The sequence below is a fragment of the Flavobacterium sp. S87F.05.LMB.W.Kidney.N genome (assembly GCF_004366435.1).
GTDB lineage: Bacteria > Bacteroidota > Bacteroidia > Flavobacteriales > Flavobacteriaceae > Flavobacterium.
Window position 1 is genome coordinate 384063 of sequence record NZ_SODX01000002.1, and the last position, 23371, is coordinate 407433.

Below are 23371 nucleotides of genomic sequence, written 5' to 3' on the forward strand. Positions count from 1 at the left end.
CTTTTGAGAATTCTTAAAAGAAGTGGTTAAGTTCTTTACAAATAAGAATTTCTATTTTAATCTAAATTAGATTTTCCAATTGAATCAATTGAATCCTCTTCTTCTTGTATTCCAAAAATGGCAAAATAAGTAGCATAAATCATCGAGCTATTAAATACGACCGTAAAGATAATTCCCACGCAGCACGCGAAAATACCAATCAGCGAACCAATAAAACCTATGATGAAAAATGCAAATATGTTAAGCGGATTTTTAGTAACAAGAGTAATGCTTGATTTTATGGCATCTATTGCACTCAAATTCCCGAAAACAATTAACGGAATTGATAAATACATAAAGAAAGAGACCATAAAAGAAATAACATTTCCAACATACAAAACGTCGAAGCTGTCAATAAAATTCGACAGAGCAGTTCCTACAAGAGCTGGAATAAACGCTGCTACAAAAATTTGTCCAAAATACGGACCTTTATAATAGCTGAAAATAGTAGAAACATTAAACTCGATATCTTTATCTGCACAATCTGCCATTTTTAGAAAACCTGCGCCAAAAGGAGCCGTAATTCCTGCTAATGCAGACACGGTAATAGTTTGAATTACAAGTTCTAATGCCGTAAGTTTTTGGTTTTCTAGATTTTCAAAAAAATCTTTCGTCATACTTCCCACTCCAAAATAAGCAATTATTACTCCCATAAATACCATCGCAGCTATAATTGAAAAAACTAAGATAATAAGACCAGAATAAAGCGCAATTTTTTTATAGTTTTCGAAGGCGTGATTAAAAACTGTAGCAAAATCAAGGGAATAGCCATTTTTTTTAATGTCCTCAATTTGGGCAAGTGTAGATTTCATTTGGTGTAAAATTGTTTTATAGACTTGTAATATTTGATAAGTATCTTGACGTAAATATAATATTTTTAATCAATTCCGTATAAAAATCTATAAAACATTCCGAAAGGTTTTAACTAATTTAAAGCCAGTCTAAAATCCTTTTAATTGAAGCTAATTTTTCTTTGTAGGGTGCGTAGCGCATAGGTAAATCAAGCCAGTTTCCTTTTTTAACCATGGCTTTGTGATGCGAAAATGTGTCGAAGCTAAGCTGGCCGTGATATGCGCCGATTCCGCTGTGTCCAACACCACCAAAAGGAAGTCTTTTATTAGAAAAATGAACGACTGTATCATTAATGCATCCGCCTCCAAAAGAGTATTTTTTAATTAATTTTTTAGTAAATGAATTATTTTCACTAAAAATATAAAATGAAAGAGGTTTCTCATAACGGCTGACGACCTTTTCAATGTCATTTTCGTTTTCATATGTAAGAATTGGTAAAATAGGGCCAAAGATTTCTTCTTTCATAACAGGACTATCCAAATCTGGTTCTTCAAGTAAAGTTGGAGCGATATAAAGTTGATTTGCATCACTTTCACCTCCAAACAATACATTTTCGTTCTGGATCATATTGGTTAATCTGTACCAGTTTTTGATGTTGATAATGCGCGCAAAATCTGGCGATTTGTCAATTTTTTTTCCGTACGCTTTAATGATTTCTTCCATTAAGTAGGTAATAAAATTGACTTTCATGTTTTTCTGCACCATGATATAATCTGGCGCAATGCAGGTTTGTCCTGCGTTAATGAATTTTCCCCATACAATTCGTTTTGCTGCTAGTTTTAAATCAGCAGTTTCGTCGACAATACATGGGTTTTTTCCGCCTAGTTCCAATGTTACTGGGGTTAAATTTTCGGCTGCAGCTTTTGCAACGATTTTTCCAACAGCAACACTTCCGGTAAAAAAAATGTAATCCCAGCGCTGCGCTAATAATTGATTAGAAACTTCAACACCGCCTTCGAAAACTTCGACGTGATTGATGTGAAATGTTTTCTCAATAATTCTCGCAATCACAGCAGAAGTATGCGGAGTAAGTTCTGATGGTTTTAAAGTAACTCTATTTCCGGCAGCTACAGCGGCAATTAGAGGGCATAAGGCTAATTGAAAAGGGTAATTCCAAGGAGCAATTATTAAAACGTTCCCATAAGGTTCTTTATAAATTTTATCAGTAGAAGGAAAGTTTAAAAGAGAAGGAAAAACGCGCTTAGGTTTAGCCCATTTATGAATGTTTTTAATAACATCTTTAAGTTCCGAAATAACATAACTTGTCTCTGTAACAACAGCCTCAAACTCTGGTTTTTTAAAGTCATCATACAAAGCTTTTATAATTAAATCTTCGCTTTTCTGAATGTTATACAATAACTTTTTCAGCGTTTCTTTTCTATACCCGATGTCACTTTTATAATCCATTTTACGATTAGCTTGTTTTTTACTCTATGCAAGTTAATCGATAAAAATTAAAAAAATAAGAATTAAATCATAAAAATCATACAGCATTCCAGATTGGATCCTCTGGAGTGGGAGCAACAATAGTGACATTTTCTTTAGAAACTGGATGCACAAAAGTGAGTTTTCTAGCATGAAGATGAATGCCGCCGTCAGGATTACTTCGATCTGCGCCGTATTTCAAATCGCCTTTAATTGGAGAACCAATCGCAGTTAATTGTGCGCGAATTTGATGATGACGCCCAGTGTGCAAATTGATTTCCAGTGCTGTATAATTTTGAAGTTCTTTGATTATGGTATAATCTAAACTAGCCAGTTTACTATCTGGAACTTCTTTTAAATGCGCTTTTGAAGTATTGTTTTTTTCGTTTCTTTTTAAGTAATGAACCAATTTGGCAGAGGCTTCTTTTGGTTTATTTTTCACAACCGCCCAATATGTTTTTTTCGTTTCACGATTACTGAACAATTCGTTCATGCGTGTCAATGCTTTACTCGTTCTTGCAAAAACAACAATTCCAGTTGTTGGACGATCCAAACGATGAATCACTCCTAAAAAAACATCTCCAGGTTTATTGTATTTTTCTTTAATGTATTCTTTTACAATATCAGACAATGGTTTGTCTCCTGTTTTATCTCCCTGTACAATATCGCCAACACGTTTGTTAACCACAATTATGTGATTGTCTTCGTGTAGAATTTGGAGATTGTTTTTGTTAGAAAGAATTTTCATTTTTAGACTAGCTTAGATTTTTAGATTTTAGACTTCTTAGACTGGATTTTTTTTGATAAGTTTTACAGCAAAGTTGCTCTAAATCTTGATGTCATTTTTGTTATTTCTTCTAGTAGATTTATTAATTCGGTTGTGTTTTCTTCATTTATGAATCCTAAATCAGAAGAAATTAAAAGTTGTGTTTCTACTTCATAAGCAGAACCAATTGCGATTTCTAAGAATCGAGCAAAATCTTTATTAGAATTTCTCGAAGAGCCCTCTGCAATATTTGAAGGAATTGATACAGATGCTCTTCTCAATTGATTAATTATTCCAAACTTTTCTTCATTGGGAAATGTGGCTGTTATAGAATAAATCTTAGAACAAAATAACCTGCTTTTTTTCCAAATCAAAAGCTCTTTAAATTGATGCATTTTTAAATAGTTGATAGATTTTGGTAAAGACTTTAGATGTTAGAATGAGACTTCTTAAGACTTAGTCAAATGAATAAAAGTAAGACAAAGTTCTAAGAAGTCTAAGTCAGTCTAAAAATCTAAGCTAGTCTAATTTTAGTACTGTTCACTAGCATTAGGAAAATCACTAGACTTAACATCAGCAGCATATTGACCAATTGCTTGTGTCATTTGCTCGTATAAATTTAAGTAACGACGTAAGAAACGCGGACTAAATTCATTATTCATTCCTAACATATCGTGAATAACCAAAACCTGACCGTCAACACCGCCGCCGGCACCAATTCCGATAACAGGAATAGAAATGCTGTCTGCTACTTTTTTAGCAAGATCAGCAGGTATTTTTTCAAGTACAACTGCAAAACATCCCACTTTTTCAAGCATTTGAGCATCTTCAATCAGCTTTTCTGCCTCCTCTTCCTCTTTGGCGCGAACGCTGTAAGTTCCAAATTTGTAGATCGATTGAGGAGTTAAGCCTAAATGGCCCATAACTGGAATTCCAGCATGTAATATTTTTTTGATTGATTCTTTAATTTCTTTTCCGCCCTCTAGTTTAACTGCATGTCCGCCGCTTTCTTTCATGATTCTGATTGAAGAACGTAAAGCTTCTTTAGGATCGGATTGGTAACTTCCAAAAGGTAAATCGACTACCACTAAAGCTCTTTCGACAGCACGAACTACAGACGAAGCATGATAGATCATTTGATCTAGCGTAATTGGCAGTGTCGTTTCGTGACCAGCCATAACATTTGATGCCGAATCACCAACTAAAATTACATCAACACCTGCAGTGTCAACAATTTTCGCCATTGTATAATCATACGCAGTAAGCATAGAGATCTTTTCTCCGTTGCTTTTCATTTCAATTAATGACTTTGTTGTGATTCTTTTATAATCTTTTTTTGCTACTGACATTTTATTTTTTTTTGATATTGTAAAAGTATTGAATAATTGTAAACTGAGAATCAGCAATAATAGAATATTTCGACAGAAAATAGCTTTCCGTTTTTAAATTCTAATCTAAATTGACTGTCTTCCATTATGATAGAGTATATGTGTGGTGATTTTAATGAAGCTTCAATATAAGTTCCATATTTTTCAATGAAAGCTTTTTCAGACAGCGTATGATCTAAAACTGCATTTTGATTTAGTATAAATTTGTTGTTTTCGTTGATGAAAACTTTAATGATTTCGGCTTTGTTTTGTTTCTCATCTACAGAAACTTCCAAATCTGGATAATAATAAAACAAGTCACTTAAGTAAAGACCGCATTCGTCTGAAATACGAGTTTTCTTGGGCGGATTTCCAAATGTTTTAACCAGATCAGCCTGCGATATATAAACAGATTTTGTTTTAAATCCTTTTAACGAATATTGAGATTTCTGGATAAAAGCAATAATTTCTTCAGGCTGTTTATGTTTGGATAAGGCTTTGGCTAAAGCCATATTCAATTCTGTTTCAGCTATTAATTTAGGATCATTTATCTGCTTAACCACTTCATAATATCTTTGATACGCTGGAACTAAGCTGGAATAATCGCTGTTCCAAGCCAATTCTACAATTCTTTCGCTCAATGTTTTACGCTCGGCAATCGCATTAATATCTAATTTATCAAAGTCTTTTATTAAAGCATTAAAATTAGGTCTTGAACCGAGAAATTTTCTCAGTGTAAATTTGGCATATTCTTCAGAAAAACTACCGTTAATATTTACCCATTCGTCTGGATTTACAGGAAGATAATTTACCGCAGCAGGATCGCCGGTAAAAAGAATTTCTCTAATTTTTGAATTTTTATCTGGTAATGCCCTTGCTTTGAGTCCAGCTGCTAAAACAAAAAGGTGATTGCTGCCGTAATAAGCATCGCCGCCTTCAAGAATTGGGTTTTGAGGATCTTTAGTTTTTACATCTTTAGCATTCAGTCTTGTTGCTAAAAATTTCTCTTCAATAAATCCTTCATTAAAATTATCGGCTTGTACTTTTTGCCATCCATTTTGACTTTCACCCAATAAACGAACTTCCGCACCGTATTTAAAATAACCTAAAAAGTCAGCCGATGACTTTGGAGAAGTGTATAATCTTGTATCAGAATTTAGAAAATAACGTTCTTGGGAATGCAGTAAAAGCGAACAGAAAAAAAGTAAAAAGTAAAGTTTTTTCATGAAAGTAGATTTTGGTTTTGCCACAAATTACACGAATTTACACGAATTTTTCACGAAGTGAATAAGAAATGAATTCGTGTAATTCGTGGCAAATAAATATTTTTAACAATCAGCCATATTAACAGCAATTGCAAGTCCGCCTTCTGAGGTTTCTTTGTATTTGGAATTCATGTCTTTTGCTGTTTCCCACATGGTATTAATTACTTTATCCAATGGTACTTTAGCATTTTTAGAATCAGTTTCTAAGGCTAATTCAGCCGCATTTATAGCCTTTATAGCACCCATTGTATTTCTTTCGATACAAGGAATCTGAACCAGACCGCCAATTGGATCGCAAGTCAAGCCAAGATGATGTTCCATCGCAATTTCTGCAGCCATTAAAACCTGAGCAGGAGTACCGCCCATTAGTTCGCAAAGCGCCGCTGCGGCCATTGAAGACGAAACGCCAATTTCTGCCTGACATCCGCCCATTGCAGCTGAAATTGTAGCACCTTTTTTGAAAATACTTCCAATTTCGCCGGCCACTAATAAAAATTGTTTGATTTCTTTTTCGCCTGCATTGTGGTTTTCAATAACCATATAATACATTAGAACAGCAGGAATTACACCAGAACTTCCGTTAGTTGGAGCAGTAACCACACGGCCTAAAGACGCATTTACTTCGTTCACGGCAAGTGCAAAACAGCTGACCCATTTTAGGATCTGGCGAAATTTAACTTCGGTTTTTCTAATTTCTTCTAACCAGCTTTGCGGATCATTATAATTAGATAAACCGATAAGATTTTGATGCATGTCAAAAGCTCTTCTGCGCACATGAAGTCCGCCTGGAAGAATTCCTTCAGAATGACAGCCAATGTACATACATTCTAACATCGTATTCCAAATACGCATTAATTCAGAATGCACTTCTGCTTCAGGACGCATTGAAATTTCATTTTCATACACAATTTCAGAAATCGATTTGTTTTCAGAAATTGTATAATTTAATAATTCCGCAGCTTTCTGAATTGGATATGGAAAAGCACATTTGATAACCTCTTTTCGTTTAGCATTTATGCGTTCTTCTTTTACCACAAAACCGCCGCCAATAGAATAAAAAGTGGATTCATATTCCGAATTATCAGCTTTGTAAGCCGTAAATTTCAATCCGTTGGCATGGAAAGGAAGGAATTCTTTGTTGAAAACAATATCTTGGAGAAAATAAAACGGAATCACTTTTTGGTTTCCCAAATTGATTTCATTTGTAGTTTCGATCTTTTTGATAATTCCAGCAATATCCTCAACTGGAATATATTCAGGATCCTGACCGCTCAATCCGAGCATAACGGCAAGATCTGTTGCGTGCCCTTTTCCAGTTAAAGAAAGAGAACCGTATAAATCAACTTTTACCCTTGTAATATCTTCTAAAATTGCTTCGTCTTTCAGTTCTTCCAGAAAGCGTTCCGCAGCGCGCCAAGGACCCAAAGTGTGTGAGCTTGAAGGGCCAACGCCAATTTTAAGCATATCAAAAACAGAGATACATTCTTCCATTGTTCAATTTTTGTTAAGACAAAGATAATTGAATAATGCAATGAAGATTTATTTTTGAATGTTAATCTTGCGTATTTGTTAAAATAAATATTAAATTTTAATAATTCAGCAACGAAATAAATTTAAATCCGTAATATGCAGTTTTCGTAGAAAGTTCGTGTTTTTTAGGTATTTTTGTAGTAAATCAAGCTGTGAAAATCAGCGCGATTCTTTCCAATTATTAATACTTCAGGGATTTTGTTCTAATTCTGAAAAATGTCTTTTTACAAATTATAATGCCACAAGAAGATAAAGTTACAATATGATAGAATTTTTCAAACATCTATTACAAGAATTCGAATTACCGCTCACCAACCCCGTGTTAATTTTTTCTTTAATACTTTTTATAATTCTGCTTTCGCCGATTTTACTAAAAAAAATTAATATCCCCGGAATCATCGGACTTATTATCTCGGGAGTAATCATCGGGCCGCACGGATTAAACATTTTGGCCAAAAATTCTGCTGTCGATTTATTTTCCACAATCGGACTTTTGTACATCATGTTTATTGCGGGTTTAGAATTGGATATGAATGAATTCAAAGCCAATCGAAATAAGAGTTTATTATTCGGTTTTTTTACTTTTATATTTCCGCTCTCTATAGGTTTTCCAGTTTGTTTTTATTTGTTGAAATATGATTTCAATGCCAGTTTTTTAACCGCCAGTATGTTCGCGACACACACATTAGTGGCGTATCCAATTGTGAGTAAACTGGGAATTGCTAAAAATCAAGCCGTTGCTATTACAGTCGGCGGAACAATTTTGACTGATACTGCAGTTTTGATAATTCTTGCTGTAATTATGGGAAGCAGTCAAGGGAATCTAAATCAAGCTTTTTGGATCAAATTAGGGGTTTCATTGGCGATTTTTTCTGCCATAATGTTTTTGGTTATTCCAAGAATTGCCAAATGGTTTTTCAAAAAATTAGAAAGTGAAAAACACGCCCATTATATATTTGTACTTTCTGTTGTTTTCTTTGCAGCTTTCTTAGCCGAAGTAGCAGGAGTAGAGCCTATTATCGGAGCATTCGTTGCAGGTTTGGCACTAAATCCTTTAATTCCGCATTCTTCTGCTTTGATGAATAGAATTGAGTTTATTGGGAACGCTTTGTTTATACCATTTTTCTTGATTTCTGTTGGAATGCTGGTTGATGTAAGCGTCATTCTTAGCGGACCAACTGCTTTAATTGTTGCTGGAACTTTAAGTGTTGTTGCCATATTTGGAAAATGGATTGCAGCATTTTTTACACAGCTTGTATTTAAATATACCAAAACCGAAAGACAGCTTATTTTCGGATTGAGCAGTGCGCACGCGGCCGCAACTCTAGCCGTGATTTTAGTTGGATTTAAAGCCAAAATCTTAGATGAGAATATCTTAAACGGAACCATTATTTTAATTCTGATAACTTGTATCGTAGCTTCATTTGCAACTGAAAAAGCGGCCAAAAAAATTGCCATCTGCGAAGAAGAAATTTCACATGAAGATACTGGAAGAGATCAAATTTTAGACGAACATATTTTGATTCCGCTTGCGAAAACTTCTGCAGCAGCCAGTTTGCTTGATTTTGCTTTATTGATTAAAGATAAAAAATCATCGAATCCTGTTACATTGCTGACGATTGTTCCGAATAACGGTCAAGCCGAAAAGAATATTTTGAAGTACCGAAAAGCAGTTGATAAGTTTGTGGTTCAGGCTTCTGCCTCGGAAGTAAAAATTAATACAATTGCCAGAATCGACCACAATCCTGCAAGTGGAATTGCGAGAACTTCGAAAGAAATTATGTCGGATATTGTGATTGTTGGATGGCCGAGAAAAACAGGATTTATTGATAAAATTTTTGGAGAAAACGTTGATTCCATAATTAATAATGTGGATAAAAGTTTATTCATCTGCCGTTTTCAAAAGAATTTTATCGAAGAAAAAAGATTGGTTTTTGTTTGTCCGCCGTTTTCAGAAAGAGGAGTGGGTTTTCATTTACTGCTTCAGAAAATTTGTCGTTTATCGCAGGAATTAAGTATTTCGATCGTGCTTTATGCCGAATATAAAACGCATGAAACCATTCAGCAGATTGCTAATAATTTGAAGTTGAATGCTAAATTAGGGTTTAAAAATGTTTCGGATTGGGAAGATTTTGAATCTATTTCTGATGAAATGAAATCAACAGATTTAGTGGTTTTCAATCTTTCTCGAAAAGGTTCTGTTTCTTACCAATCGATTTTTGATAAACTGCCTCAGAAGTTTGAAAAGTCTTTTGGGGAGAATAATGTAATTTTAGTTTATCCGCAAGACGACCGTAAAGAAAGCGCGATGGACGCTTACGAAGATTTTACAGCATCTCCATTGGCAAAAGGTATCGAGGCTATCGAACAAATTGGACGTGGTTTGGGAAGTATTTTGAAGAAGAGTTAAAACTTATTTCTTATGAAATACAGTACAGTTATTTTTTTCGTTCTTTCGGTTATTTTTATAAGTTGTAAAGAGAATAAAATCCAGCAAAAATCAAAATCGGATTCTTCGGTTAAGAAATTGGAAAAAAGTGAACCAGCAGAAAATTTCGACGAATTCAATAAAAAGTTTCATTCAGATTCCGTGTTTCAGGTTTCAAGAGTTGATTTTCCTATTGAAGGGAAACATGTTTCTGGTTTTGAACAATACGACTGGAATAGAAAAAACTGGCAGTTTCAAGCTGTTCCTGTAGCTGAAAAAACTGAAATTGGAGAATATCAACATTCTTTAGTACAAACGGATACTTTAATTACGGAAAGATTTTGGATTCCAGACAGTGGTTTTGAAGTCGAAAGACAATTTAAATTGATTGGGAATAAATGGTTTTTAATTTATTATAACGACATAAATTTATAGTAATGGAAGTGTTGAACGAGATTTTAAGAAAGTATGATTTTTCTAAAAGGGACTCTAAATCTTCTATACAAATTGAGGATATTCAGGCGCATTTAAAATTCGATCTTCCAGAAGATTATGTTTTTTATATAGAGAATTATTTAGGAATAGATCAATTTATTGGAGTTGAGTTTATAAAACTTTGGAGTTTAGAAGAAATAATTGATGCAAATTTAGAGTATCATATATTTGAGCGATTACCACAAACACTGGCTATCGGAACTAATGGAAGCGGTGAATTTATTGGAATTGAATTTGAAGACAATAATTCTGTAAAAATTATTCTTTCTCCTTTTATTGATTTAAATACCAAATATCATATCGAAATTGGAAATTCCTTTACTGATTTTTTTGATCGACTTGATAAAGGAATTGAATGGTTTTAATAAAGTATAAAATCTAAAAAAAATGAATCACAACGTAAAGTCAATTCGACCATTTATTGGTGCTAAAAATTTTGAAGTTTCAAGAAGTTTTTATCGTGATCTAGGATTTGAAGAAACAGTTTTAGACACAAAAATGTCTGTTTTTAAATCCAATGAAATTGCATTTTACCTGCAAGATGCTTACGTCAAAGATTGGATTGATAATAGTATGATTTTTATTGAAGTTGATGATGTTGAGCGTTATTATAATGATCTTCAAGTTTTAAATCTTCCTGAAAGGTACGACGGGGTAAAATTAACTCCGATTCGTTATTTAGATTGGGGAAGCGAATGTTTTCTGCATGATCCGTCTGGAGTTTTATGGCATTTTGGAAAGTTCAAATAAACTTTGAAGAGTTGCTTGTTAGTTGAAATAAATAATTAGTGCAAATTAGTGGAATTCGCGGCAAAAAAAATCACCTCAAACCAAAATCACCCAAAATACGCGTAGTACTTTTACGCTGATACCAGTCATTATATACTAATTCTATATTTTTTACATCAAATTCTCCAAAATTGTAATCACGGAATTTTTCTGTTATTTCCATTAGTTTTTTGGGATCATGAAGTTTTTCCTGAAAACGCATTATCGTAGAATGCGCGGCGAAAATTTCATATCGACTGTCTATACTCTGTTGTAAACCAGAATTTTTAAAATTTTCGCGAAGTCTGTTTCTTAAATTATTCAAAGTATCATCAGATGGAAATCCTTGAATCATAATTGCCGAAGGTGAGGCAGTTACACCTTTGTAGTGAATTTTAATTTTATCTACATCAACCAAACTCCTGCATATAATTTCAATGTATTCGTTTGGCGAAATCTGACTTAAATGAAATGCTGTAGAACAAGAAATAATCGACATTACAGTAATATGAATGTCAGAATCAGGATAGAAATATTGTTCTGGTTCGGCTTTTCTTAATTCGTTTATAAAAGTTTGAATGTTCTCTTTTATTTCTTCGTTTGGACGAATAAGCAATGTAATCCCGAAACGGGAATCAGATTCGTTTTTAAGTTCTGAATCAATACCATAGTTCCCTGCTGCAATAGTTTGAGAAGAGGTTTTATAAAGTTGATTATAATGTTCAATTAAATTCATAAAGGCTTATTTCTTTTTCGCTTTTTCGAGATTTTCTTTCACTCTGAATTTTACAATTTTGGTTATCAAATCATAAGGTATTTTTTCTTTCAATGGAAATTGAACAGAGCCTTTCCCGGATTTATATTTAGAAAGTTCTGCATCAAAAGCTTCATGTCCGCTTGGCAATGCGTAAAGTCCGATATGATTTTTAAAAGCAGCAAAATAAACTACAATCCCGTTCTGTTCAAAAGCCGGCATCGAATAACTGATTTTTTCTTTGGCTTCTGGCGCAGCTTTTTGAATCGTCATTCGAATTTTCTCCAAAATTTCCTGAACTTCATTCGGAAATCCGCCAATGTATTCGTCTATGTTTTCAGGTTTTTTAACTTCCATTATGTGTTGTTTTTTTTTTAGTTTCAGGTTTCAAGTTTCTCAAGCAAGCTTGAAATTAAAATCAAAATATGCCTTTTGTTTTTAACGCAAAGTGGGCTAAGGTATTTTAATTACGAGACTTGGGAGAAACCTATATATTAAGTTCGAAAAGCTTTGTCTGTAAAAAAAATAAATAAAGCTTGTGAACTTTCCATTTTAAAGACCCTCCAAAAAACTTCTCGAACTTTGCTAAAAACCTTTGTGTTCTTTGCGTTTAAATAACCATCAAGCAAGACCTTTCGGAAAACGATCTAAAACTAGATTTAATTGTAAGTTATGCTCTAAATAAGCTTTTGCACCCGCTAGAACCAAAGTAAAACCTTCTGTAGAATTGCGAACCTGATCGATTATTTTATCTGTATCACCATGAAAGCCTGAATTTGTAATACTCACAAAAGTTTCATTTTCGTTTAACGGACTAAAAACCCATTCTACTAAAGTGATTTCGTCAGGATTTCCCCATTCAATAACAATCTTTTTATTTTCCTGTAAAACCAATGTTTGAACCGTAAGTGAAAAACCATACATTTCCCAAGTCCATTCTGTTTTTTGGTTTTCTTCCAGCTTTCCTGAACCTTTGGTAAACCAAAATTTGCTAGTAATCTGTGGATTTACAAAAGCCTCAAAAACTTCTGAAACCGGTTTCCGAATCAGCATTTCGGCTTTTGCAAATTTGTTGTTTTCTGTTTTCATTTGTTTGAAGGTTAGATGTTATAAGTTCTATGTAAAACAATATTTTACAGTCAAACTTCAATTTTTTCTTCCGACCTCTAAATTATGAAATTGCTGTAGTAAAAATGTCAAAAATTAATTAAAAGTGTAACCTACTAATAAATTAAGTGAGTTGGTTTTTATAGAACCATCGTTTATAACTGGAGTGTCAGAAATATTTGTTAAGCCAAGATTTTCTCTTAATTCAATATAAATTTGATTAGTACCATTTAATTTAAATTCTTTTCCAATTCCTGCTGAAAAACCAAAATCTATAGATTTTTTATTTTTTGTGTCCTCATCATTTTCATTAATTAAACCTGGAATATTTGAGTTTGATTTTAGACCAGATTTAAGTAAATAACCTAAATAAGGTCCACCATTTATGTAAAAACTTTTATCATCAGAGAAATTGTATTTTAACAAAATAGGAAGTACGATATAATTTAAATATGCTGTTGCTTTAAATTTATAAGTTCCAAATGGTTCTGTTGGAAGCGTTGGTTCTAATACTTCGATTGTACCTTTCGAAATCTGAATTTTTCTCTCATAATTCAAATCTGCTTTTATCGATAAATTTTCTTGAATTTGATGTTGAAAAGAAAACCCTAATACGTAAGCGAAACCAGGATTGCTGTCTACATAAGAATCGTAACCTCTAAGGCTGGAGTAGTTTAAACCTCCTTGTATTCCGAATTTAACTTTTGAATCTTGTGCCGTTGTTTTGAAAGTAATTAAAGAAATGATAAATAATAATAAGGTAATTTTCTTCATGTTTTTTGGTTAGTTAATTTTGGTTGAATGTTTTACAGTATTTTTAAAAAGGTTTTAAACTTCCTTTTTATCAATCCATTTTCCAACTGTTGGAGGAGTATAATTTTTCATTTGGTTTAGTAAATCTTCTATATCCTCACTCACCAAAAGCATTTTTTGATTTACTTCTTTTAAAAGACCTTTTTCCGTCATAGTTTGAAGCAATTCTAAAAGTGAATCGTAGAAACCATTTATGTTTAAAATTGCAATAGGCTTTTTATGAAGTCCTAATTGTGCCCAAGTCAGCATTTCGAAAAGCTCTTCAAGAGTTCCAAAACCACCTGGAAGCGCAATTACACCGTCGCATAATTCATTCATTTTGGTTTTGCGTTCATGCATACTTTCAACCAAAATCAATTCGGTTAAGCCTTGATGTGCAATTTCTTTAGATCTTAAGAAGTTAGGAAGAACGCCAATTACTTTTCCGCCTGCATTTAAAGTTCCATCGGCAACTGCGCCCATCAAACCTACATTAGCACCTCCATATACTAATTCTATATTTTGTTCGGCTAAAGTTCTACCCAATGCAATTGCTTGTTCTTCGTAAATTTTATCAGTACCAAAACTTGAGGCACAGAAAACTGTAATTCTTTTCATTTTTTTTTTGGAGTTAAGGGTTAAGGGTTATTGGTTATGAGTTAAGGATTATTGGTTATGAGTTATTGGTTATAAGTTGTGAGTTTGGGTAAGCGCCACAATAATTAGCTGATGACTCTAGTTTGATTTCTAACTTCTAACTTCTAACTTCTAACTTCTAACCAATAACTCATAACTTCTAACTTATAATTCATTACGCTTCTTCAGTTCATATTCAAAGTGGGGTAAATTTATCCCATTATTAACAACTACCATTGTATTCGTTTTTTGCGCTCCAAGTTTTAAAACGGCTTTCTGCGAACGGAAATTTTCTGCTGCAACATGAAATATTATCGAATTTATATATTGAAAAGCATAATCAATCAATAGTTTTTTACAAGATTTATTATAAGGTCCGCCCCAAAATTTTCTTGCTAAGAAAGTATATCCAATCGCAATATTTGAGTTTTCTGGTTTATAATCGTAATAACGGGTAGTTCCTATAATTTCATTGGTTTGTTTATCTAAAATTAAAAAAGCGCCTTTAGAATTTATTCCTGTTTCAAAAAAGGTTTTAAAGCCTTCTCTGTTACTTCTGTCTTTTGCAGGATGCTGTTCCCAAATTAAAGGATCTGAAGCAACTTTGAACAGCTCTTCAAAATGACTTTCTTCTAAAGGAATTAACTTTACGATTTCATCTTCTAAAAAATCGGGTTGCAAGTTGAAATATGGTTTTGTCATTTTTTGAAGTTTTATAGTTAGTTTTTAATTGAGATCGTAGAATATGTCATTATAAAATAAATTAAATCCTTTTAATCTGCACACACGAAACATTTTCCATTTTAATTTCTTTACCAACTTTTTTTAGTAATCCCGTTTTGGGATCTCTTCTAAAAACAATCACATTCCCAGTGAGAACATTCGAAGCAACCAAAAATTTGCCACTTTCATCAATGGCAAAAATTCGAGGATGTTTTCCTAAAGTCGGTTGATAACCAATATTTTTCAAAAGGCCATTTTCGTCAATAGAGAAAATAGCAATATTGTTTTCATTTCCTCGGTTTGTGGCATAAAGAAATTTTCCGTCTGGAGAAATATGAATGTCAGAACTTTCAAAACCTTCTTTTATTTTGTCAGGATGAGTAGCAATGCGCTGGATTTTGTTTAAAACGCCATCATTATATTTGTAAACACTTATTTGACCCGCCATTTCTTCAATACAATACCCAAATTTTTGATTCGGATGAAAGGTAAAATGTCTTGGACCAGCTTCTAAATCGGTTTTGGTAAATGGATTTTTAGTTTCCATTAACGGCTTTTTCTGATTTTCATCAAAAGCATAACAACGGATTTTATCGGCACCCAAATCAGGTAAAAACAGATAATCAAATTGCGGAGAAAATACAGAGGAATGAACGTGAGATCTTGTTTGTCTTTCTTTGTGTGTGCTTCCTTCCATATATTGGAAATTCTGTGCAATAGAATCTATTTTTCCGTTTTCTAAAATCGGGAAAACAGAAACGCTTCCTTCTGTATAATTGGCATTTGCAATCCATTTGCCACTTTTGTGAACGGCAACATAAACAGGATTTTCGCCTCCGCTTCTCTGACTGTTTAGAAAAGTCAGACTTTTAGCTGCAGGATTAAATTCAAAACTGCTAATGCTTCCCGCGTTCGGCGTTTTTGTATCGGTACACGCGTAAACAAATTTCCCATTTGGAGAAACAGTTAAATAAGAAGGATTAACAACGTTCTTAACCGAAGTAAACTTCACCAATTTACAACTTAAAGTATCGAGCTGATAAACTTGAATAGTCTCTGCCGATTTATCACGATTATAAGATCCTAAAAAGACATAAGTGTTTTGAGCAAACAGATTTATCGTTAGGAGAAACGTAATCGTTAAGAAGGTTATTTTTTGTCTCATTTTTATGAAGTTTCAGGTTTCAAGTTTCAAGTTTTTGCCCGCATTGTCAGGCTGAGCGAAGTCGAAGCCCTTTACGTTGTGTCCTTCTCCCGAATTCTCGGGACGCTCAGGGTGACGTTGAAAATGTTTAGTTTCAGGTTTCAAGTTTCAGGTAAAATCAACAATCAACAATTAACCATTAACCATTCACAATTCACCATTAAAAATTACCTAACCCCTTTCCACCATTGTTTAAATTCTTGGTTTTCGTTTTTCAACTCTACTGCTTCACCAATCATAGGTGTGATCAAAGAGATTGGATTATCAGATAAACTATTTAATTCTGTCACTCTGATTAACGGCTCATCCCAAGAGTGAAGTGATAAAGCAAATTTAGAAGAATGAACTGGAAAAACCCTTTTCGTTTTTAAATCTTTCATGGCTTTTATCACATCATCTGGCATGTTGTGAATGTATTTCCATTTTTCGTTGTATTGACCGTTATCAATTAACGCAACATCAAAAGGTCCGTATTTTTCGCCGATTTCAGCAAAATGCGAATCGTAACCGCTGTCTCCGCCCAGATACATTTTAAAATCTTTAGTTTCTAAAACAAAAGAAGTCCAGAGCGTATTGCAGCGTTTAAAACTTCTGCCCGAAAAATGTCTGGAGGGCGTCGTGTGAATAGTAAGATTTTCATCTAATACTATTGTACTGTACCAATCTTTTTCGATGATATTTTCTGGGAGAAAACCCCAGAATTCAAAATGAGAGCCTACTCCAAGAGCAGTAATTATTTTTTTAGTTTTGGGTTTTAATTTTAGGATAGTTTCGTAATCCAAGTGATCGTAATGATCGTGTGTAATCAATAAATAATCAATTTCTGGAAGATCATCAACAGTATAAATATCAGATCCTTTAAACGATTTTGTAGTGCCGGGAATAGGAGAGGCGTTCCCGCTGAAAACCGGATCGATTAGAAAACGCTTTCCTTCAAGCTGAATGAAATAAGACGAATGCCCAAACCAAACCAAAATATCCTGATCGATAGGTAATTCGTGTAAATTGGTTTTTACGGACGGAATCAAATCGGTTGGAATTTTTCTGTCTACTTTTTTAAAGAAAAATTCAAACAAAACTCCCGCAAAGCTAGCTCCTTCGGCAAGATCTGGCGTGAAATGCTGGTTTTCGAATTTTCCGTTTTTATATTGAGGTGAATTTTGAATTGTGGTTAACCTTTCACCAGAAGGTGCTTTTCCGAATTTTGGATGTTGTAAAAAGTTATAAGTTATAAAAACTATTAGAACTAGGATAATTAAGAATGTGATCATTTTTATTGTTGGGGATATAATTTTTGGGTAAATTCAATTGAAAGTAAGATTATCTTTTTTAAGACTTCAATATCGATATCAGTCAATTTATTGATGTAAATGCAGGCTTTTGAAGATTTGTGTTTTCCTAGTTTGGACAAAAGTTCTTCTCTATTTTCTTCGGGCAAATAAAAATAAACTGTGGTGGCAGCTTTTCTAGGAGAAAAAGCGGTAAGAGGTGCATCACCTTCGTGTCCGCTATCGTATTTATAATGATAGCTTCCGAAACCAATTATACTTGGACCCCACATTTTTGGTTCAAAACCTGTGGTCTCCTGCATTGTTTTTAAGAGTTCAAAAGCATCATTTCTTTTTGCGTCATTTTCGACAGCATTAATAAAATCAGTTACACTTTGCTGCGTTTCGGTAGTTTTATTTTTTGCCATTTTATAATTTTTGATTGAATAATTTGCTCTTCATCAAAATGTCTTTGATCTTAATTTCTGAAGCATAAAAAAGATCAGATTTAGCGTTCATTTGATTTTCTAGAATAATTAAACTAATTCCAGAATCAGGAAAATATAAGTTAAGAGAAGAGAAACCATCTCCTAAACCTGTGTGTCCCAAATATTTTATAGGCTCGTTGTCGATAATTCTTATGCCGTAACCGTAGCCTTTTTTGTCTTTTCCGAAGACATTATGCTGCGACAAAATATTATACTTTATCATTAATTTATAGGTTTCTGGCTTTAAGATTTTCCCGTTGTGCAGCTTATTATTCCAAATTACCAAATCTGCTGCGGTAGAAACAACGCCGTCTGCACCTAAACTTTGCGGTGTGATCTGGCTTTGGGTTACTTTTTCTAAAACATTGTTTTCATTAAAATATCCTGAAACTAAATTTTGAATTTTGCTTTTATCGTAAGAAAAAGTATTCTTCATTTCCAGTTTCTGAAAAAGTTCATTTTGTAATGCCGAAACACTTTTTTGTGCCGAATATGCCGCAATTTCACCAAGTAAATTAAAACTCAAATTTCCGTATTTAAAATCGGTTCCAGGTTTAAAAGCCAAAGGTTTATCTAAATCTATAATTCCATGAGTATGATTTAATAATTGATGAACGGTAACCGAATCTGCCCAAGTTTGTTTAAGATGAGGCAGATATTTTTTAATTGGAGATTGCAGGTCAATTTTTCCTTTTTCTACTTCCAATAAAATCAAAACAGCTGTAATCTGTTTGCTGTTGGACATAATCTCAAACTGACTTTCTGGTTTTAAAACTTTTTTAGAATCAAAATCAGAATATCCTTTTGCTTTAGAATACAAAGTTTTTCCCTTTTGCGAAATAAGAACAACACCATTAAAAAGCGGATCTGCATTTTGAATTAAACTGTCAATACTTTTTTTATAATCTACTTTTTTTTGTGCCGTCGAATGACAGCTGGATAAAACAAGTACTAAAAATAAAAAAGACGAAAGTTTAAAAAATGATTTCATTGATGGATTAAAAGATTGTTGATTAGTGTTTTATGTGTTTTACAATTAAAAATTAAAGATTAAAAATTAAAAATTTATGATTGAAAATTAACAATTCACAATTCACAATTCACCATTAATCTAAAACATTCCATTTTCATTGATAGTTTCTTTAGGAATTGGCTGACCTAAATCCCACAGTTCGATGATTTTATCCGATTCAAATTTAAGGATATGAACAACGGCAAAACCAATATCTGTGGGTGTTTGTTTGAGGTGCGAATGTACTGCGACAAGATTTCCGTCTTCTAAAATATGGTGAATTTTAAAAACCTTATTCGGATTTGTTCTGGCAGATTCTTCCATAGCCAGCATCAAAGTTTCGGCATCACCTTTGAAGTGCTGGTTATGATGTTTGAAATTCTTTCCGACATATAATCTAAAACCTTCGTGAGAATGCCCTTTTGCGGCCAATTTCAGAAAGTTCTTAGCGATTTCTTTCTTAGTCATAATTCGAGATTTAAAAGCAAACTAAGGTAAGGAATTCGGCTCGATAATTATTGCAGAAAATGACTGGAAATTTTATAAAATTAAACTTCTTCAGATTTAATTTTTGAGAGATCAATTCCTAATTTAGAAAACTCTTTTTCGCCCAATTCTGTAATGTAAAAATGTTTGTCTGAAGGCGATTTTTTAGCAATCCAGTTTTTATCTGCAAAGTTTTCTAAAAGGAGTTCACCAAGTTTACCGCCAAGATGTTCGTAGCATTTTTTGGCAGGTTTTATTGTAGATTTTGTGCTCATTTATTTTCGTTTTTAGTACAACGAATTTATGAAATAAATGAATCGTTTCGCTAAATGTTTAATTGAAAGATTGTCTGAATTCCAGAGGAGAAACATTCGTTTTGGTTTTAAATAATTTGCTAAACGACTGCTGATGTTCGAAACCTAATTCAAAAGCAATTTCGCTTATAGATAAGCTTGTGGTCGATAGTTTTTCTTTTGCTTTTTCAATCAGTTTATTGTGAATGTGCTGCTGGGTGCTTTGTCCGGTAAGATGTTTCAATAAACCGCTTAAATAATTGGGAGAAACATTCAGGCTTTCGGCAATATAGTGTACGGTTGGCAGACCTTTTTTACTAAGGGAATCGTTGTTGAAATAATCTTCAAGTAATTTTTCTAAGCGCGCCAGAATCTGATGATTGCTTATTTTTCTGGTAATAAACTGACGGTTATAAAAACGCTCCGAATAAGTAAGCAATAATTCGATTTGGGCAATAATTACATCTTGGCTGAATTTGTCAATATTCGATTGATATTCCTGCTGAATATTTTTGATGAGATCGATAATCATTTTTTCTTCCTTATCAGAAAGGTGCAGCGCTTCATGAACGGCATATCCAAAATATTCGTATTGTTTGATTTTCTGCGCAAGCGGTGTATTCCATAAAAAATCAGGATGGATCAATAATGACCATCCTGTATGCTGCATTTCGGAATTTCCTTCTATAGAAAAAACTTGACCCGGTGAAATAAATAACAAAACTCCTTCTTTAAAATCATATTCCTGCTGGCCGTAGCGCATTTTTGCATTTGCATTTCTTTTGAGTGCAATAGAGTAGAAATCAAGCATCAGGCTTTTTGGTTCATTTTCGTTTAAGTATTTTAAATCTTCAAAATTATAAACACTTACAAGAGGATGTTCCGGTTTAGGCAGATTTCGAAATTGATGAAATTCGCTGATACTTTTTATTCGAACGGGTTGTTGATTTGCCATAGTCTAAAGTACTTAATTTTGGTTGTATATAGAAGCAAATTCTTTGGCATATTCAGCCAGTTTTGTTTTTCCTAATTCAGAAGCGCGATTCTTATAATAATCTTCACCTAGTGTACCGTTGTAAAGTCCGGCATACATTTCAACTAAACCTTGGGCAATTTTTGGCTGCATCCCAACAGAAACTAATCCGTTTAGGACTTCTTCGTCGCTGATTAACTGCCATTTTAAATCTGGTTTTCCAATGGCATCGCCCAGAATTTTAGCTGTTTCATCACCCGTTAATTCTTCACTAGAAACATAACGAATTTTTCTTCCGTCAAGCGGAGTTGTGATTTCTTCTGCAATAGCGCTGGCAATATCGTTTGGAGAAACCCACGGAATCAATTGATCTCCACCATAATTTGCTGCAATGATTCCTTGGTTTTTAATCATCGGAATATAAGCCAGCAAATTGTAATAAAATGAAGTCGGACGCATAAACGTAATCGAAACATCTGAAAGTTTATTCAGAACTGCTTCAATCTCGTTATAACGCTGGATAATTCCAGAATTCTGTTCTAAATGTGCACCAATACTGCTCAGAAAAACAACACGTTTTACACCAGATTGTTGGATTGCTTCGGCATAATTATTTCCTATTTTTCGTGTAAACGCATCCAAATCAAGATTCGGATCAAAATAATTTGCTCGAGGAATCATACAATAAACGGCATCTGCTCCAGTAAAAGTTTTGGTTAAAAAACTCAAATCTTCTACAGAACCAATTGCTGCCGATGCACCCAATTTTTCAATTTCTTCTTGTCTTGCATTGCTGCTTGCAATTACGGTAACCGAATGTCCTTTTTGTACTAAAGCTGCAGTTAAAGGCTTGCTGATGTTCCCTAAAGAACCTGTAATTATAATTTTCATAATTCTATTTTTTTGATGATACAAAGTTGCGAAGCATCTATCAAAGAGATGTAGCCAAATCTATTATTGATGTAGTCTAAAAATAGAATTATGAATCTGTATTTTATTTTTCAGATAATTTTCGTTCGGTTTCTGTTTGAGGTTTTCCAGTTGCATTCGGTTCACCCTTACCAGTTGTAATCAGCTTTTTTAAACTGTTTTGAATATAATTCGTCCAGCCAGATTTACAGACTTCATAACATTCATATTCAGGAACTAATCCGAAATGGGTGAATGTAAGTTCTGTTTTTCCGTTTTCTTCTGCGATTTTAAAAGTTGGTTTTGTTCCCGTCCATTCGGTTTTATCTTCGGTGAATTTAAAATAGTTTTGCTCAACCAGCCAGACTATTTTTTCATTTTTAATAACTTCAACCAGTTTTATTTTGCATCGATGAACATCTTCATAATGGTAATCAAATTCATCATTAAGTTCGGCAGTGTTTCCTTCAATTTCTTCAGACCACCAGCTTCTAACATTTTGTATGGCTTTAAAAACTTCTTCTGGAGATTGATCTACTATTATTTTTGTGGTAAAACTTTGTGCGCTCATTTTTAGTGATTTATAAATTAGTAAAGTAAAATTACAATCTAAAAATCAATTAGTTGAGGTGTTTAAAAGACAATTTTACGGTGTGTTTCGGACAAGGAAGGGGGGAGGGATTTTAGACTTTAGATTTTAGACTTTAGATTTTAGACTTTAGATTTTTGATTTAGACTTTAGATTTTAGACTTGATTTTTAGAATTTAGATTTAAACTTAATGTTGAATCATTTCTGTTTTACTTTTTCTAAAAATTCCAATTAATAAATTGATTATATAAATTGGAGTGGCTACGAAAATTATGATTAAGAATTCAGACACTAAAGTAATATTGATTAATTCAAAATCATCAAAATAATTATAAGTACGATTATTAAGATGGAGCTTGCCAAATACTACAACGATCCAATAAAAGAGAAAACTACCGATTAAAATTACGGTATGAATAATAGTCAAAAGTTTAAACAGCTGTTTATTTAAAATTTTTAGAACCAGCCAATACCCAAGCCCCATTAATAGATAAGAAAAAAATAAAATAATAGCTAAATGATAATTTGAAATGACAAAGTAAGTATCTGAAATGTTTATATCTAATGATGAGTTAGGATAATTGCTTGACACTAATGCAATGAATGCAACTATTACAGCAACAAACCAAAATAAATGATAAACTTTTATTTTTTTAAGATTCATGTTTATTTTAATAAAGTCAATAGAAATTTTAGGTAGAAGTGTTCTTAATCCTTCTTCCAAATTATTAACAAATTGATTTTAAGATTTAATTAAATACCGTCAATTAATGTGGAAGCACCTAAAACAAGACTTAAAAAAATCAAAATACTGATCAAACCAATCAAACAAGTTCTCCATCCGCTGAAAGTTTCTCCACCTTTTTCGATATGGTTTTGAATATTTTTTTCTTGATAAGTTTGAACAGCATAAGAAGCCATTCCTAAATAAGCCGCTGGAAACAAAATTGAAGGAAAGTTATCAGGAAGCCAGAATACCAATACAATAACTATTATTGTAGAAATTATAGTGAAAATCCATGTTTTTCTTGCTTTATCAAAATCATTAAAAGCTTTAAAATTTTCGGCAATGCAATATCCTCCAACTAGAATACCAGCAAAAAATGTTGCTGTTTTTATGGCTTTGGAAGAGTAAATTTTTTCGGTTGGAATTTCTTCAAATACTGATTTTTGTGACTCGTCTTCTTGTATCATTTTTTAT

The 23371-nt window shown here is 33.0% G+C and carries 28 protein-coding genes; 4 read left to right on the forward strand and 24 right to left on the reverse strand.

Annotated features, from left to right (window positions below; genetic code table 11):
• Positions 1-56: 56 nt before the first annotated feature.
• From EDB96_RS07455 to EDB96_RS07485, 7 genes are all read right to left on the reverse strand, one after another.
• A complete protein-coding gene (locus EDB96_RS07455; protein WP_134139958.1) occupies positions 57-851 on the reverse strand; it encodes a hypothetical protein in 795 nt (264 codons plus the stop codon).
• Between the two features lie 118 nt (positions 852-969).
• Complete coding sequence (locus EDB96_RS07460) at positions 970-2298, reverse strand: aldehyde dehydrogenase (protein ID WP_057116661.1); 1329 nt, start codon at positions 2296-2298, stop codon at positions 970-972.
• 76 nt (positions 2299-2374) lie between these two features.
• Positions 2375-3064: an RluA family pseudouridine synthase gene (locus EDB96_RS07465; RefSeq protein WP_057116660.1), complete on the reverse strand. Its 690-nt coding sequence runs from the start codon at positions 3062-3064 to the stop codon at positions 2375-2377.
• Between the two features lie 62 nt (positions 3065-3126).
• The gene (locus tag EDB96_RS07470) at positions 3127-3477 is read right to left on the reverse strand and encodes a four helix bundle protein (protein ID WP_134139959.1); all 351 of its coding nucleotides are present in this window, start codon (positions 3475-3477) and stop codon (positions 3127-3129) included.
• A 135-nt stretch (positions 3478-3612) separates the two neighbouring features.
• Positions 3613-4431 carry a 3-methyl-2-oxobutanoate hydroxymethyltransferase gene (gene panB, locus EDB96_RS07475; protein ID WP_057116658.1) on the reverse strand — a complete coding sequence of 273 codons (819 nt, stop codon included), beginning with the start codon at positions 4429-4431 and terminating at the stop codon, positions 3613-3615.
• A gap of 50 nt (positions 4432-4481) precedes the next feature.
• Entirely contained in the window at positions 4482-5675 is a 1194-nt protein-coding gene (locus EDB96_RS07480) for an SH3 domain-containing protein (RefSeq protein WP_057116657.1), read from the reverse strand.
• Between the two features lie 102 nt (positions 5676-5777).
• Entirely contained in the window at positions 5778-7205 is a 1428-nt protein-coding gene (locus EDB96_RS07485; RefSeq protein WP_057116656.1) for an L-serine ammonia-lyase, read from the reverse strand.
• A gap of 301 nt (positions 7206-7506) precedes the next feature.
• On the opposite strand from EDB96_RS07485, the gene EDB96_RS07490 reads away from it, so the two are divergent.
• From EDB96_RS07490 to EDB96_RS07505, 4 genes are read left to right on the forward strand one after another with little or no spacing between them, the layout of a single operon-like run.
• Positions 7507-9654, forward strand: coding sequence for a cation:proton antiporter (locus tag EDB96_RS07490; RefSeq protein ID WP_057116655.1), 2148 nt, complete (start codon positions 7507-7509; stop codon positions 9652-9654).
• A gap of 12 nt (positions 9655-9666) precedes the next feature.
• Positions 9667-10107 carry a hypothetical protein gene (locus EDB96_RS07495; RefSeq protein ID WP_134139960.1) on the forward strand — a complete coding sequence of 147 codons (441 nt, stop codon included), beginning with the start codon at positions 9667-9669 and terminating at the stop codon, positions 10105-10107.
• A gap of 2 nt (positions 10108-10109) precedes the next feature.
• On the forward strand, positions 10110-10532 hold the full coding sequence (locus EDB96_RS07500) for an SMI1/KNR4 family protein (protein ID WP_134139961.1): 423 nt from the start codon (positions 10110-10112) through the stop codon (positions 10530-10532).
• 22 nt (positions 10533-10554) lie between these two features.
• Entirely contained in the window at positions 10555-10917 is a 363-nt protein-coding gene (locus EDB96_RS07505) for a glyoxalase (protein ID WP_134139962.1), read from the forward strand.
• A gap of 70 nt (positions 10918-10987) precedes the next feature.
• Here the strand turns inward: EDB96_RS07505 and EDB96_RS07510 are convergent, their stop codons facing one another.
• The 17 genes from EDB96_RS07510 to EDB96_RS07590 all read right to left on the reverse strand — a co-directional run bounded on the left by EDB96_RS07510 (position 10988) and on the right by EDB96_RS07590 (position 23364).
• Positions 10988-11671 (reverse strand): 2'-5' RNA ligase family protein, encoded by a 684-nt coding sequence (locus tag EDB96_RS07510; RefSeq protein ID WP_134139963.1) that lies wholly within the window; start codon positions 11669-11671, stop codon positions 10988-10990.
• Positions 11672-11677: 6 nt separating this feature from the next.
• Positions 11678-12046: an iron chaperone gene (locus EDB96_RS07515; protein WP_134139964.1), complete on the reverse strand. Its 369-nt coding sequence runs from the start codon at positions 12044-12046 to the stop codon at positions 11678-11680.
• A gap of 264 nt (positions 12047-12310) precedes the next feature.
• Complete coding sequence (locus EDB96_RS07520; protein ID WP_134139965.1) at positions 12311-12778, reverse strand: SRPBCC family protein; 468 nt, start codon at positions 12776-12778, stop codon at positions 12311-12313.
• A 114-nt stretch (positions 12779-12892) separates the two neighbouring features.
• On the reverse strand, positions 12893-13570 hold the full coding sequence (locus EDB96_RS07525) for a porin family protein (protein ID WP_057116648.1): 678 nt from the start codon (positions 13568-13570) through the stop codon (positions 12893-12895).
• Between the two features lie 54 nt (positions 13571-13624).
• On the reverse strand, positions 13625-14206 hold the full coding sequence (locus EDB96_RS07530) for a TIGR00730 family Rossman fold protein (protein ID WP_134139966.1): 582 nt from the start codon (positions 14204-14206) through the stop codon (positions 13625-13627).
• Between the two features lie 183 nt (positions 14207-14389).
• The gene (locus EDB96_RS07535) at positions 14390-14926 is read right to left on the reverse strand and encodes a GNAT family N-acetyltransferase (RefSeq protein ID WP_057116647.1); all 537 of its coding nucleotides are present in this window, start codon (positions 14924-14926) and stop codon (positions 14390-14392) included.
• Positions 14927-14987: 61 nt separating this feature from the next.
• Positions 14988-16112, reverse strand: a complete 1125-nt coding sequence (locus tag EDB96_RS07540) for a lactonase family protein (RefSeq protein ID WP_134139968.1) — start codon at positions 16110-16112, stop codon at positions 14988-14990.
• Positions 16113-16318: 206 nt separating this feature from the next.
• Positions 16319-17422: an MBL fold metallo-hydrolase gene (locus EDB96_RS07545; RefSeq protein ID WP_134139969.1), complete on the reverse strand. Its 1104-nt coding sequence runs from the start codon at positions 17420-17422 to the stop codon at positions 16319-16321.
• A gap of 2 nt (positions 17423-17424) precedes the next feature.
• On the reverse strand, positions 17425-17847 hold the full coding sequence (locus EDB96_RS07550) for a DUF1801 domain-containing protein (RefSeq protein WP_134139970.1): 423 nt from the start codon (positions 17845-17847) through the stop codon (positions 17425-17427).
• Between the two features lies 1 nt (position 17848).
• Positions 17849-18898 carry a serine hydrolase domain-containing protein gene (locus EDB96_RS07555; protein ID WP_134139972.1) on the reverse strand — a complete coding sequence of 350 codons (1050 nt, stop codon included), beginning with the start codon at positions 18896-18898 and terminating at the stop codon, positions 17849-17851.
• Between the two features lie 120 nt (positions 18899-19018).
• Complete coding sequence (locus EDB96_RS07560; protein WP_057116642.1) at positions 19019-19387, reverse strand: nuclear transport factor 2 family protein; 369 nt, start codon at positions 19385-19387, stop codon at positions 19019-19021.
• Between the two features lie 80 nt (positions 19388-19467).
• Positions 19468-19680, reverse strand: coding sequence for a hypothetical protein (locus EDB96_RS07565; protein ID WP_057116641.1), 213 nt, complete (start codon positions 19678-19680; stop codon positions 19468-19470).
• A 58-nt stretch (positions 19681-19738) separates the two neighbouring features.
• Positions 19739-20653 carry a helix-turn-helix domain-containing protein gene (locus EDB96_RS07570; protein ID WP_134139975.1) on the reverse strand — a complete coding sequence of 305 codons (915 nt, stop codon included), beginning with the start codon at positions 20651-20653 and terminating at the stop codon, positions 19739-19741.
• A 12-nt stretch (positions 20654-20665) separates the two neighbouring features.
• Positions 20666-21562 carry an NAD(P)H-binding protein gene (locus tag EDB96_RS07575; RefSeq protein ID WP_134139976.1) on the reverse strand — a complete coding sequence of 299 codons (897 nt, stop codon included), beginning with the start codon at positions 21560-21562 and terminating at the stop codon, positions 20666-20668.
• 103 nt (positions 21563-21665) lie between these two features.
• The gene (locus tag EDB96_RS07580; protein ID WP_134139978.1) at positions 21666-22151 is read right to left on the reverse strand and encodes an SRPBCC family protein; all 486 of its coding nucleotides are present in this window, start codon (positions 22149-22151) and stop codon (positions 21666-21668) included.
• Positions 22152-22357: 206 nt separating this feature from the next.
• Positions 22358-22894 carry a hypothetical protein gene (locus EDB96_RS07585; RefSeq protein WP_134139980.1) on the reverse strand — a complete coding sequence of 179 codons (537 nt, stop codon included), beginning with the start codon at positions 22892-22894 and terminating at the stop codon, positions 22358-22360.
• Between the two features lie 29 nt (positions 22895-22923).
• The gene (locus EDB96_RS07590; protein ID WP_134139981.1) at positions 22924-23364 is read right to left on the reverse strand and encodes a hypothetical protein; all 441 of its coding nucleotides are present in this window, start codon (positions 23362-23364) and stop codon (positions 22924-22926) included.
• Positions 23365-23371: the final 7 nt, after the last annotated feature.